Source organism: Pseudoalteromonas sp. HF66, assembly GCF_011806445.1.
GTDB lineage: Bacteria > Pseudomonadota > Gammaproteobacteria > Enterobacterales > Alteromonadaceae > Pseudoalteromonas > Pseudoalteromonas apostichopi.
The window spans coordinates 83951-96107 of sequence record NZ_JAATOU010000015.1 but is presented as its reverse complement, the minus strand read 5'-3'; the positions used below and the strand labels follow the sequence as shown (position 1 = coordinate 96107).

General features: G+C 41.4%; 13 protein-coding genes. 4 read left to right on the top strand and 9 right to left on the bottom strand.

The window, feature by feature from the left end:
- Positions 1–189: 189 nt before the first annotated feature.
- The 6 genes from HCZ11_RS14860 to xerD form a co-directional block, all read right to left on the bottom strand.
- Positions 190–387 (bottom strand): hypothetical protein, encoded by a 198-nt coding sequence (locus HCZ11_RS14860; protein WP_130050795.1) that lies wholly within the window; start codon positions 385–387, stop codon positions 190–192.
- 252 nt (positions 388–639) lie between these two features.
- The gene (gene lysS, locus HCZ11_RS14855; protein WP_130050794.1) at positions 640–2175 is read right to left on the bottom strand and encodes a lysine--tRNA ligase; all 1536 of its coding nucleotides are present in this window, start codon (positions 2173–2175) and stop codon (positions 640–642) included.
- A gap of 26 nt (positions 2176–2201) precedes the next feature.
- A protein-coding gene (gene prfB, locus HCZ11_RS14850) for a peptide chain release factor 2 (protein WP_130050793.1) occupies positions 2202–3300 on the bottom strand; the annotation gives its coding sequence in 2 pieces (ribosomal slippage) (positions 2202–3224 and positions 3226–3300; 1098 coding nt in all).
- Positions 3301–3443: 143 nt separating this feature from the next.
- Complete coding sequence (gene recJ, locus HCZ11_RS14845) at positions 3444–5165, bottom strand: single-stranded-DNA-specific exonuclease RecJ (protein WP_130050792.1); 1722 nt, start codon at positions 5163–5165, stop codon at positions 3444–3446.
- A gap of 75 nt (positions 5166–5240) precedes the next feature.
- The gene (dsbC, locus tag HCZ11_RS14840) at positions 5241–5975 is read right to left on the bottom strand and encodes a bifunctional protein-disulfide isomerase/oxidoreductase DsbC (protein ID WP_130050791.1); all 735 of its coding nucleotides are present in this window, start codon (positions 5973–5975) and stop codon (positions 5241–5243) included.
- Positions 5976–6034: 59 nt separating this feature from the next.
- Positions 6035–6970, bottom strand: coding sequence for a site-specific tyrosine recombinase XerD (gene xerD, locus HCZ11_RS14835; protein WP_130050790.1), 936 nt, complete (start codon positions 6968–6970; stop codon positions 6035–6037).
- An 80-nt stretch (positions 6971–7050) separates the two neighbouring features.
- Between xerD and fldB the strand changes: the two genes are divergently transcribed.
- A complete protein-coding gene (fldB, locus tag HCZ11_RS14830; protein WP_167658779.1) occupies positions 7051–7572 on the top strand; it encodes a flavodoxin FldB in 522 nt (173 codons plus the stop codon).
- A 47-nt stretch (positions 7573–7619) separates the two neighbouring features.
- Here the strand turns inward: fldB and HCZ11_RS14825 are convergent, their stop codons facing one another.
- The gene (locus HCZ11_RS14825) at positions 7620–8048 is read right to left on the bottom strand and encodes a DUF2147 domain-containing protein (RefSeq protein ID WP_130050788.1); all 429 of its coding nucleotides are present in this window, start codon (positions 8046–8048) and stop codon (positions 7620–7622) included.
- Positions 8049–8152: 104 nt separating this feature from the next.
- Between HCZ11_RS14825 and HCZ11_RS14820 the strand changes: the two genes are divergently transcribed.
- Positions 8153–8590, top strand: a complete 438-nt coding sequence (locus HCZ11_RS14820) for a hypothetical protein (RefSeq protein ID WP_167658778.1) — start codon at positions 8153–8155, stop codon at positions 8588–8590.
- Here the strand turns inward: HCZ11_RS14820 and HCZ11_RS14815 are convergent, their stop codons facing one another.
- Positions 8591–9289 (bottom strand): tRNA1(Val) (adenine(37)-N6)-methyltransferase, encoded by a 699-nt coding sequence (locus HCZ11_RS14815; RefSeq protein WP_167658777.1) that lies wholly within the window; start codon positions 9287–9289, stop codon positions 8591–8593. It abuts the gene before it with no gap.
- 76 nt (positions 9290–9365) lie between these two features.
- On the opposite strand from HCZ11_RS14815, the gene srmB reads away from it, so the two are divergent.
- Both srmB and HCZ11_RS14805 read left to right on the top strand, forming a co-directional pair.
- A complete protein-coding gene (gene srmB / locus HCZ11_RS14810; protein WP_130050785.1) occupies positions 9366–10598 on the top strand; it encodes an ATP-dependent RNA helicase SrmB in 1233 nt (410 codons plus the stop codon).
- Positions 10599–10813: 215 nt separating this feature from the next.
- Entirely contained in the window at positions 10814–11152 is a 339-nt protein-coding gene (locus HCZ11_RS14805) for a BON domain-containing protein (RefSeq protein WP_130050784.1), read from the top strand.
- Between the two features lie 25 nt (positions 11153–11177).
- On the opposite strand, the gene HCZ11_RS14800 is transcribed toward HCZ11_RS14805, so the two are convergent.
- The gene (locus tag HCZ11_RS14800) at positions 11178–12110 is read right to left on the bottom strand and encodes a hypothetical protein (RefSeq protein ID WP_130050783.1); all 933 of its coding nucleotides are present in this window, start codon (positions 12108–12110) and stop codon (positions 11178–11180) included.
- Positions 12111–12157 lie beyond the last annotated feature (47 nt).

Here is a 12157-nt window from a genome sequence, read left to right as displayed (position 1 = left end):
ATTCGAACCCTCGATAGAGCTACAAACCCTATACTCCCTTAGCAGGGGAGCGCCTTCGGCCACTCGGCCACCTCTCCGTCTTGTGGGGCGTATAATAAAGATTTCAGGAAATATGTCAAACACTTTTCAAGGAAAATCGTATAGATGGTTATAGATTGTCCATAACGAGCTAAAACAACTTATTTTTGTTTATCCTTTCGCCACTTTTTCTTTATCACTCAACGGCTCAAGACCCGTCAATGGGATCAGCTCATCGGTTAATTCAGCGAGGTATTGATCTTGGTAACCTAATTGTTGAAATTCAGCTATACAAGCACGATAAAAATCTTCACGTTGATGCTCGTTTTTATTTGTATCTGTTGGCAACTGCGAAGGCTTTTTTGTCATTAGAATTAAGTCCATTTATGCGTTGAACGAATATGGCGCAATGATGTCATATCTTGGCTAAAAAAAACACTATCCAACTTTAGGTTTGTATAAAAAATTTACAATCTAGTAACTTTATTTGAAGGCTAATTCGGTATTTCTTTTTAGATCAGCTAATTACAATTTAGTAGTAAATTTGTGAGTAATAAAAATCAGAAATTTCTGATAAAAAAACGCCGCTAAAAAGCGGCGTTTTTAAAGACTTTTAGCTGATTAGTCAGCTTGAGGACGCATGTGTGGGAATAGGATCACGTCTTTAATCGTTGGTGAGTCTGTAAATAACATCACCAGACGGTCGATACCAATACCCTCACCCGCTGTTGGAGGTAAACCATACTCTAATGCGCGGATGTAGTCTTCATCGAAGTGCATTGCTTCATCATCACCCGCATCTTTCTCTTCAACTTGACGCGTAAAGCGCTCAGCTTGGTCTTGTGCATCATTAAGCTCAGAGAAACCATTCGCTAACTCGCGGCCACCAACGAAGAATTCGAAACGGTCAGTCACAAATGGGTTTTCATCGTTACGACGTGCAAGTGGTGACACTTCCCACGGGTAAGCGGTAATGAAAGTAGGTTGAATTAACTTATGCTCAGCAGTCTCTTCGAAGATTTCACATAAGAACTTACCAGGGCCCCATACACAGTTTTCAGGGATCTTAACGTGTACTTGCTTCGCATATGCTTTAAGTTCTTCAAAATGATTTTCTGGGTCATTAAATACCGCTGCATCGAAGTCAGGGTTGTACTTAAGAATAGCTTCGCTCATAGTTAGACGAGCAAAAGGCTGACCAAAATCGTACTCTACCGAATCAACCACTTCACCGTTTTCATCTTTAGTTGTGTTTACAACAATTGGTGAACCAAGTACGTCTGTAGCAACAGTACGTAACATGTCTTCAGTAATGTTCATCAGGTCAATGTAATCAGCGTAAGCCTGGTAGAATTCGATCATCGTGAATTCTGGGTTATGACGTGTAGATAAACCTTCGTTACGGAAGTTACGGTTAATTTCGAATACACGCTCAAAACCACCAACGACTAAACGTTTTAGGTAAAGCTCAGGTGCGATTCGTAAATACATATCGATATCAAGTGCATTATGGTGTGTTACGAATGGACGTGCAGACGCACCACCTGGGATCACTTGTAGCATCGGCGTTTCAACTTCCATGAAATCACGCTCAGCTAAGAAACGACGAATACCTTCAACAACTTTTGAACGAATACGGAACGTTTCACGTGTCGCATCATTAGTAATTAAATCAACATAACGTTGACGGTACTTTGTTTCTTGGTCAGATAAACCGTGGAACTTTTCAGGTAACGGACGTAATGACTTAGTCAGTAACTCGTACTCAGTCATTTCTACGTATAGGTCACCTTTACCAGACTTATTTAGTGCGCCTTTAACACCGATGATGTCACCAATATCTAGTTGACCGTATTTAGCTTTTAATTCTTTTTGTACATCTTTTGACGCGTACGCTTGAATTTGGCCTTTCATATCTTGTAATGCTAGGAAAGGACCACGTTTAGCAAGGATACGACCAGCAACTGATACAACGTGTTGTTCAGCAACTAATTCTTCTTTCGATTTATCACCAAACTCAGCTTGCAAATCAGCCGTGTAATGTTCACGACGGAATTGGTTTGGATGACCGTTGGCTGGGCAATTTTCGCGGATTGCGTCTAATTTGCCACGACGCTCAGCGATTAACTTATTTTCGTCTTGGATTTGATCAGTCATTTTTTAGCTCTTTTTTAGCTTGGTGGTTATAGGCCAGATTTAAGGCTGGCTTCAATAAATTTATCTAAGTCGCCGTCAAGAACTGCTTGAGTGTTACGGTTTTCAACACCTGTACGCAAATCTTTAATGCGAGAGTCATCAAGTACGTATGAACGTATTTGACTACCCCAGCCAATGTCAGATTTGGCATCTTCTTGACTTTGCTTCTCTGCATTCTGCTTTTGAATTTCAAGTTCAAACAACTTCGCTTTTAGCTGTTTCATTGCTTGGTCTTTATTCTTATGCTGTGAACGCTCATTTTGGCACTGTACAACAGTATTGGTTGGTATGTGAGTAATACGAACCGCAGATTCTGTCGTATTTACGTGCTGACCACCGGCACCTGATGCGCGGTAAACGTCAATACGTAAGTCAGCCGGATTAATATCAATTTCGATATTATCGTCGATTTCTGGATATACGAATGCTGATGCAAACGAAGTATGGCGACGACCACTCGAGTCAAATGGGCTCTTACGTACTAGACGGTGAACACCTGTTTCTGTTCGCAGCCAACCGTATGCATATTCGCCAACAAAGCGCACTGTTGCACCCTTAATACCAGCCACATCACCGTCAGTTGCTTCAACTAGCTCAACTTTAAAGCCTTTTGCTTCACCCCAGCGTAAGTACATACGCAACAGCATGTTACACCAGTCTTGAGCTTCAGTACCGCCAGAACCTGATTGCAAATCAAGGTAAGCATCGTTTTGGTCATGATCGCCTGAGAACATTCGACGGAACTCTAGCTTTTCAAGTTGTGCGTTTAAATCGCCCAATTCAGCTTCTGCTTCAGCAAAGGTTTCTTCATCTTCAGCTTCAACTGCAAGCTCTACTAAACCTTCAACATCTTCGGTACCTGCCACTAGATTATCAATGGTCTCTACGATAGCTTCGAGTGCCGACTTTTCACGGCCAAGGGCTTGAGCTCGTTCTGGCTCATTCCACACGGCTGAATCTTCAAGTTCTGCGTTAACTTCTTCTAACCGCTCTTTCTTAAGAGGGTAGTCAAAGGTACCCCCGAAGCAGTTCAGTACGTTCGCGAATTTCCTTGATTTGATTAATCACAGGATTCACTTCAAACATGTACATTACTCCAAAATGGCTGATTTACCGTGCACCGATATCGACGATAATTACGGTAAATTATCTACAAATATTAAAAACGCCCGATTTTAACAAAAAACCGAGCGTTTTATTAGCCTTTTATGTCGATTATAACGATATTTTTATGTCGCTTTTTGTAGCTCTCGAATAATCAACTGTAAGGTAAATTTACCACGGAATTCATTTATATCGAGTTGGTAAGCTGCTTTTACATAACGCACTTCGGTATCTGGCCATGCACGCACATCAACGCCAAATGCAATCCCATCAACTAACCGCCCAGACTGATGTTTTAAAACCAGTTTTAGGTGTTTTTCGCCAACAATTCGCTGCTGTATTACTTCGAATACATGTTCGAACACTGGCTCAGGAAATTGCTGCCCCCAAGGACCTGCATTTTTTAGTTGATTGGCAAACTCCATCGAAAAGCAATCATTTGGCAGCTCACCATCGGTAAGTAAGATGCTTTGCTTATGCTCTTCAGTAAGAGTATCTGTCACCATTTGCTCAAACACTGTTTTAAACTCATTAAAACAGTGTTCATTGATACTCAGCCCCGCCGCCATAGCATGACCACCAAATTTACTGATCAAATGCGGATAGAGAGTATTTACTCGCTCTAGCAAATCACGCATATGCAGCCCTTCAATGGAACGACAAGAACCTTTTATTTCGCCGTTATCGCCAGCTGCAAAAATAATCGTAGGACGGTGATACTTTTCTTTTAAACGACCAGCCAAAATACCAATTACACCTTGATGCCAATCAGCTTGGTATAGACAAATGGCATCAGGCACGGACTCGGTTTTGAAGGCTAAACGGTCAAGCACGGCTTGTGCTTCAGTTTGCATGCCCTGCTCTATTTCACGGCGCTCGTGATTAAGGCTGTCGAGCTCACTGGCAATACGGCGTGCTTGATTTATATCGCTAGATAACAAACAGGCTATACCTAAACTCATATCATCTAAACGCCCTGCAGCATTTAAGCGTGGCGCTAATGAAAAACCAAAGTCACTGGCACTTAAACGCCCTGCATTGCGATTTGCCACTTCAATAAGTGCACTAATTCCGGGCCGTGTTTTACCACTGCGAATGCGTGCTAAACCTTGATGAACTAAGGTACGGTTATTGGCATCAAGAGCGACCACATCGGCAACGGTACCAAGGGCTACAATATCAAGTAACTCAGCCAAATTTGGCATTGGCTGATGCTGAAAATACCCTTGCTCACGTAAGTGGCTTCGTAAAGCAATAAGCAAATAAAAAGCGACCCCAACGCCTGCTATCGACTTCGATGGAAACTGACAGTCATGACGATTCGGATTCACAATGGCATCAGCATCTGGCAGGGATTCACCTTGCAAGTGATGATCAGTCACCAGCACTTTAATACCAGCTTTCTTTACTATAGCAATACCATCAATACATGAAATACCGTTATCAACGGTGATCACAAGCTCAGGCTGCATAGAAACGATTTGCTCTGCAAGTGCAGGGCTTAGACCATAACCTAGGCTGAATCTGTCTGGTACTAAATAATCAAGATTCTTTAAGCCAAACATAGCAAGACCTTGCATCAAAGTTGCAGTGCTGGTTGCACCGTCAGCATCAAAGTCTCCTACAATTAAAACGCGGCTTTGTGCGGCAATTGCTTCTTGCAATAACGCAACAGCTTTGTCGATGTCTTTAAACAGCTTAAAGTCATGTAATGTCGCAGCGCTATTATCGAGTTCAGTAGCATTTTGCACCTGTCGAGTCGCGTAAATCTGCTTGATAACAGGGTGTAAATGGTGCGGTAAGTGTGAATCATCAACACGTGGACGAGCTTGAATTATTTTTTCCATGTCGGAAACGGTACTTCTTAAGCAAAGGCAAGTAAAAAGGCCTACAACAAATAGGCCTTTTCGTTTAAAAAACAGTTATGAAGATGTTTTTGGTAAAGCATCAAGTGCTTGGCTGATTTGCGCAGCTGATTGATAACCTGGGATCATCGTGCCATCTTCTAAAATAATTGCTGGTGTCCCCGACATACCAAAACTTTGACCAAGTTGGTAATGCTCTGCAATTGGTGCGTGGCAACCAGGCACCGCTGCTACTTCTGCACCCGCTTTTGCTTCTGTTAAAGCTTCAGCTGGATCTTTAGCACACCATACATTCATTAAATCTTGATACCCTTTACCACGTAAACCACCACGTGGGAAAGCAAGGTATTTAACTGTGATACCCGCTTCTAAAAAATCATCAAGTTCACGGTGTAACTTACGGCAATAACCACAGCTAATATCAGTAAACACCGTGATTGAATGCTTTTCGTTTTTCGCTTTGTAAACGATCATCGAATCTTCGTATTCAGCTATACCTTCTTTACGTACATCGCTCAGTGCATGCTCTGTTAGGTTAACTCGGTTATTAAGGTCAATCAATGTTCCTTGCATAAGAAATTGACCGTCAGGGCTTGCATACAGCACGCCTTTGTCAGTAATTAGTTCTTTAAGGCCTGCCACTGGGCTTGGATTGATTTGCTTAACGGTTACGCCTAATTCGGCAAACTTAGCAATAATTGGAGCATCAGCAGCGTCTGTTGTTGATACGCCATTGGCAAACACATTTAAGCTTGTGCCTAGTAGTGCTGTGGCTAAAACTAACTTTTTCATAAATATCCTATATCCTGATCATTTTTTATATAGACCGGTACATCTTTAAAAATCTTGCACTAAGCTCGTGGATGATGTTGCTCGTGTACCGACTTCAATCTTTCATTCGCTACATGGGTATAAATTTGTGTTGTTGATAAGTCACTGTGACCTAACATCATTTGCACGACTCTAAGGTCCGCCCCATGATTAAGCAAATGCGTTGCAAACGCGTGTCTGAGCGTATGCGGTGATAACGGCGATTCAACTGATGCCAAAATAGCATAGTGTTTGATGCGATGCCAAAAAGTTTGTCGCGTCATACCAATCCCACGCTTAGATGGGAACACAAAGTCAGTGGCATGCTTTATCATTTGCGAACGGCCCACTTTTAAGAATTGCTCAAGCCAATACATTGCTTCTTCACCCAAGGGAACTAAGCGCTCCTTATTACCCTTACCTTTTACAAAAACCACAGCTTGGCGCAAATTAATTTGCTCCATTCTGAGCCCCACCAGCTCAGTAACACGAAGCCCTGTAGCATATAAAAGCTCAAGCATGGCTTTATCGCGAAGTCCCATAGGGTCTTCTATGTCTGGGGCTGCAAGCAATGCTTCTACTTCGGCTTCGGATAGGGTTTTCGGTAATGATTGCCCAGCTTTTGGTTGAGCAATGTTTACCATGGGTGAATCTGCAATCACTTTTTCGCGCACAAAATACTGATAGAAACGTTTCAGTGCACTAATGCTACGTGCGGTGCTGCGCGACTTCAGTCCTAGATCGACGCGGTAAGCTAAATACGCTTCGATATCATCTGAGCTAACGGCAAGAAGGTCTTTATCTTTTATAAATTGGCAAAACTTTTCAAGGTCACTGCGATAGGCTGCCAATGTATTTTCGCTGACGCCTTGCTCAAGATACAGAGTATCTAAAAATAACTCTAAATGTTCGGCGTTATTTGCTGTCATTACACCTTTTTGGGCTTGTGAATTATTATCAGCCACGCGTACTCTCATCCTTATCAAGGTATCAATTGATTATACCTTACGGTAAACTTAGGCCTATCATATCAGGCAAATACACAGTGATAAATACGATGCAGATTGGTTTATTTTATGGTTCTACAACCTGCTATACAGAAATAGCGGCAGAGAAAATTCGCGATATTATTGGCCACGACATAGTGAGCCTTCACAATATCAAAGATGAGCCATTAAAAAATGCAGAGCAATTTGATTTCGTTATCTTCGGCATCTCAACTTGGGACTTTGGTGAGCTGCAAGAAGATTGGGAATCAATCTGGGACGACATTAAAGATGTTAACTTAAACGGCAAAACCGTGGCTCTGTTTGGAATGGGTGATCAACAAGGTTATGGTCAATGGTTCCAAGATGCACTTGGCATGTTACACGATGAGATTTGTGAGCAGAGTATTACCTTGCTCGGTAAATGGCCTAACGATACAAGTTATGAATTCGAAGCCTCAAAAGCGCTCACAGAAGATGGTAAACAGTTTGTAGGCTTAGCCCTTGATGAAGACAGCCAATACGAGCTGAGCGATGACCGTATTGCAACCTGGGTTGAGCAAGTAATGACTGAATACAGCGAAAGCTTGTAACATCCTGTTATTTATAAAAAGCCAAGCATTGCTTGGTTTTTTAATTTTTATTCAACACGTTGCCAATATTGATTACGGTAGAAAAAAGCAATATAGCCGCGCACTTCAAGTACCTTACCCTGTTCTTTTGGAGTCAATTTTAGGGTATAAGTTTTACCATTGTTTGGGTCCAGAATTTCACCATCTTGCCAGCTACCATCCCCAGCATCTTTAGCACCTTCAATAATTTGTAACCCAAGAATAGGCTGATTTTTCTTATCACCTTTACACTTTTCGCATATTGCATCTTGCTTGGCTGGGTTAAGTATTTTTTCTACACTGCCAATCAGCACGCCATCTTGCTCACTAATACGCACTAAAGATTTCGCTTCATTGGTTTCTTCGTCAATGGTTTTCCAAAGACCCACGGGTGTCAAAGCAGCAAAGCACAGCTTAGAAAATAATAAGGCAAATAAAACAATTGATAAACGGATCATAAAAAACTCGTATAAAACTTAAGACTTTGGCACTATATCAGGACTTAGTAAAACACACCATTTTGCTATTTTCAGAAATAGACAACACATTGCGAGGGAACACAATGAGTCAATTTACATTACTTACCGGTGATATTGTCAGTTATGACAGTAATCAGGTTACCAAAATTAACGCAGCAGGAGATATAATAATAAATCGCTTTGCTGAGCCATTGTTTATCCCTGATAGCGCTAAAGCCGCTCTTGAACTGGGTCGGCTTGACGATAACTTATTCAATTTAAATAAGTTAATGCGCTCAGGCTATGCCGATCCCTGCCCAACTACCCGCGTTCTTATCGAAACCACAAAACCTTTACCAGAAATCAAAGGCCTGTTGATCAAACGCCGCTTTAATATTATTGATTTTTGCAGCGCTGAAATAGAAAAATCACACAGTAAGTCGGTGTTAGATGCCTTATTAAAGCTTGAGTATGTTCAGCAAATTCAACTTGATGAGGTTATGCAATTACAGCCACCTTCCATGCAAAAACCACAGGTATAATTACATTTTTAGGTAATAAGCTTTACATAGCTCTTTGTAATCTTGGCTGTAGCTACCATCAGCTGCGTGTATCGTTAACGACGTTGTTTCACATTCACACTTGCTTTGGCTGAATAACAAAAGGCTACGACTTGCTTGCTTTTTCTCGGTAGTGCGTACCAAGCAATGACGTGTTAAGTACCAGTCTGCTTGCTCTGCCACAGCAATAAATTGTTGCGCTTCGACGCAAGGCAAAATTACATTCAATACAGTTTTGCCGTGGCTAAGCCGAGTACAAGCCGCAATTAAATCACTAAAGCTAAGACCATCTGTGTGGCGAGCAGTATTGCGAGCATCGTTATCACCTTTTAAGCTCGCATTAAAATACGGCGGATTGGTAATGATTGCATCAAAAGGCTTTACTGCACTGAACGACTGCACCGCACCTTGAAAAAGACTAATATCAGGCCAAGGGCTATTGGCGAAATTTTCTCGAGCATCACTGCAAGCACCAGAATCAATTTCGATGGCACTGATATTTGCTTCAGGTGATCTTTGCTTTGCCATCAAAGCCAGTAGTCCTGTGCCAGTGCCTATATCTAAGATGCGTTCAGCCCTTTTCAGATTAGCCCACGCACCTAATAAAATACCGTCGGTTGAGACTTTCATCGCAGTGCGTGTTTGCGTTACTGTAAATTGTTTAAACACAAAGCCTGACATTTTTTCACCTTTTCATTCACCACAGCCGCGTTAACGCGTATAATTAGGCTTAATTGTCCTCTATTTATGTCACTCTATGCAATTTTCTGAATTTGATATTGATAACAAGCTGTTAAATGCCATTAATAAAATGGGTTTTGATACGCCAACCAGTATTCAACAACAAGCGATCCCTGAAGCACTTCAAGGTCGTGATATTTTGGCATCTGCCCCTACTGGTACGGGTAAAACAGCCGCGTTTTTGATCCCTGCAATTCAATACTTGCTCGATTTCCCGCGTCGTGAACCTGGTTTTGCACGTGTCTTGATCATGACACCAACCCGTGAGCTTGCGTATCAAATTCATGAGCAATGTGAATTACTTGCAGCACAAACTCATCTTAAAATTGGCGTTGTGACTGGAGGTATAAACTACGGGACCCACAAAGAAATTTTCGAAAGCAATAACGACATTCTAATTGCGACGCCGGGACGCTTAATGGAGTATCTCGAGACAGAGAACTTTCATGCCGAAAACGTTGAAGTGCTGATCCTTGATGAAGCAGACCGCATGTTAGACATGGGCTTTCGTAAAGAAATGCTTCGCATTTGTGATGAGGCGCGAAACCGCCGCCAATGTTTCTTATTTTCAGCCACCCTTGAAGGTGACAGCGTTGAGTTATTTGCAGAGCGTATCTTAAATGATCCTGCACTACTTGAAGCTGAATCATCACGAAAAGAGAAAGGCAAAATTCACCAGTGGGTTCACCTTGCAGATGACTACAACCACAAGCTGAAAATGCTAGTTGAAACGTTAAATGGTGATGACATTCAGAAAGCTATTGTGTTTGTTAAAACTCGTGAGCGCCTAGAAACACTGATTGGTGAATTAAACAACGAAGGCATTCGTGTTGCTTGGTTACGCGGTGAAATGCCGCAAGACAAACGAATGAAGACAATGGAGAACTTCCACTCTGGGCGAAATAATATATTAGTTGCAACGGATGTTGCCGCACGTGGTATTGATGTTGCTGATATCAGTCACGTTATCAACTTTGATATGCCACGCACCGCAGATGTATATGTTCACCGTATTGGTCGTACCGCTCGCGCTGGCAAAAAAGGCATCGCGATTTCATTTGTTGAAGCCCATGACGTAGCAATTGTTGGTAAAGTTGAACGTTATATCGAACAAAAACTCAAACGCCGAGTTATCAAAGGGCTCGAGCCACAGCATAAAGAAGCTAAGCTCCCATCCAAAAAGAAGAAAGATCCAGAAAAAATGAAGGCAAAGAAAAAAGCCAAGTCTAAAACTAAGAAGAAAAAATAGTTTTACTGACACTGTTATAAAAATGCCGAGTTTGTCTCGGCATTTTTATGCCCTACCTTTTTTACTTATTAAGTGTGTAATTAGTTCACACTTTCTTACCCTCACATACTCAACACAAAAATAAAAACATAAAAATCAATGAGTTAAATTTTGGAATAATAATTGTAACAGGTTCAGCAATAGTTCACAGCAGACTAGATTAACGAGGGAATTGTATGAGCCGCTTCAAATTAACCATAGCACTTACTTTATTAAGTTGTTTGTTTTTACTTGCTTGCGCAACTACTGTAAGCGCCAATACCAGCGTACTAACAACCAGCACATCGGCACAACCACGTCTACAGCAAATGGCATTGCAAAAATTAACGAGCAATCCAAATTTTCAAATTGAAAACCTACAAGTAATTGTTGATGGTGATACTGTTGAACTAAAAGGCATTACAGAAACAGGGTTTCAGCGAGCTTTGGCACAAAAGTTTTTAGAGCACAGCCAAGGTGTGATGCAGATAAAAAACAACCTTAAAGTGAGCAAGCTTAATCACTCATCACTTTAAGGCTAAGTTTACAAGTGGTGTGAGATTATTCGCCGCTTGCTTGTAAGTTAATAAATTTAGCAAGCTCTTCTGGTTGACCCATCAGCATTTGAATTTGCTGATTAATCTCCATCATGGTTTTACCTTCAGGTAATTTAGCAGACACAGAAAAAGACGATAAACCACTCACAAAATTGCTAATCGCTGTTGCAAGTTCTTCACTCACAGGCACTTGTTGTAACTGCATGGTAACGACTTGCTTAAATTGCTCATGAGTCATTCCTTGTGCAGTTAAAAAGCTTTCAAATACCGCTTTAAGCTCACCTTCGTCAGCAATCGACATATTTATGCTACGCGGTTCTAACTGAGTTAATGCTGCCATCATTTTCGATTGCTGTTGTAACTGCTGCTCTAATGTTAATTGACCGTCAGCTGCTTCATTTTGCATCTGGCTAACAGCCAAAGATGCTTCCATCAGTGCTGTGGTTTTAGCCAAGCCTAGATTAAAATTAACATCAGCCACCTCATTCGCAGTGACTTTAAGTGCAAAATCACTATCGCCTGAATCTTTATTGTAATCAAGAGATGAGTCAACGTTATAACTTGTTGATGCTAGTTTGTTATTTGAATTTTCAGGAAGCTGTGCCAAAAACTCATCGCTAAAACGAAAGTTTTTCATCACAAAACCTGTGTGCGGCGGTACAGCATCAACTTCGTAACCCGACACATCAATACTATCAATTGTCGCAACTTGCTCATTACTCAGGCTGTTCGAAACAGTGATTTCTGTTAACTGCATACTACTATCAAAAATACTGGCTGAGATATCGCTGTATTTAATATCTACACCGCTTTGTGTTGATAATGCACTGATTTGCTTATCAACCACCTTTTTCACTTCCTGTGTAGCTGCGTAATTTGCGTAAGCTACGCCACCGACAGCCGCAGCAACAACCGCTGCAATAATTAACTTCTTCATTATATTTCCTTTAATTGGTGTAAATTTTTTATCAGTGTATCAAATTG

Bases quoted from the DNA above. Each gene is read 5' to 3' on its own strand.
- dsbC (WP_130050791.1), bottom strand. From the start codon at position 5,975: ATGAAAAAGTTAGTTTTAGCCACAGCACTACTAGGCACAAGCTTAAAT.
- HCZ11_RS14820 (WP_167658778.1), top strand. From the start codon at position 8,153: ATGAGTCAATTTACATTACTTACCGGTGATATTGTCAGTTATGACAGT.
- HCZ11_RS14825 (WP_130050788.1), bottom strand. From the start codon at position 8,048: ATGATCCGTTTATCAATTGTTTTATTTGCCTTATTATTTTCTAAGCTG.
- HCZ11_RS14860 (WP_130050795.1), bottom strand. From the start codon at position 387: ATGACAAAAAAGCCTTCGCAGTTGCCAACAGATACAAATAAAAACGAG.
- HCZ11_RS14815 (WP_167658777.1), bottom strand. From the start codon at position 9,289: ATGTCAGGCTTTGTGTTTAAACAATTTACAGTAACGCAAACACGCACT.
- srmB (WP_130050785.1), top strand. From the start codon at position 9,366: ATGCAATTTTCTGAATTTGATATTGATAACAAGCTGTTAAATGCCATT.
- xerD (WP_130050790.1), bottom strand. From the start codon at position 6,970: ATGAGAGTACGCGTGGCTGATAATAATTCACAAGCCCAAAAAGGTGTA.
- fldB (WP_167658779.1), top strand. From the start codon at position 7,051: ATGCAGATTGGTTTATTTTATGGTTCTACAACCTGCTATACAGAAATA.
- recJ (WP_130050792.1), bottom strand. From the start codon at position 5,165: ATGGAAAAAATAATTCAAGCTCGTCCACGTGTTGATGATTCACACTTA.
- lysS (WP_130050794.1), bottom strand. From the start codon at position 2,175: ATGACTGATCAAATCCAAGACGAAAATAAGTTAATCGCTGAGCGTCGT.
- HCZ11_RS14800 (WP_130050783.1), bottom strand. From the start codon at position 12,110: ATGAAGAAGTTAATTATTGCAGCGGTTGTTGCTGCGGCTGTCGGTGGC.
- HCZ11_RS14805 (WP_130050784.1), top strand. From the start codon at position 10,814: ATGAGCCGCTTCAAATTAACCATAGCACTTACTTTATTAAGTTGTTTG.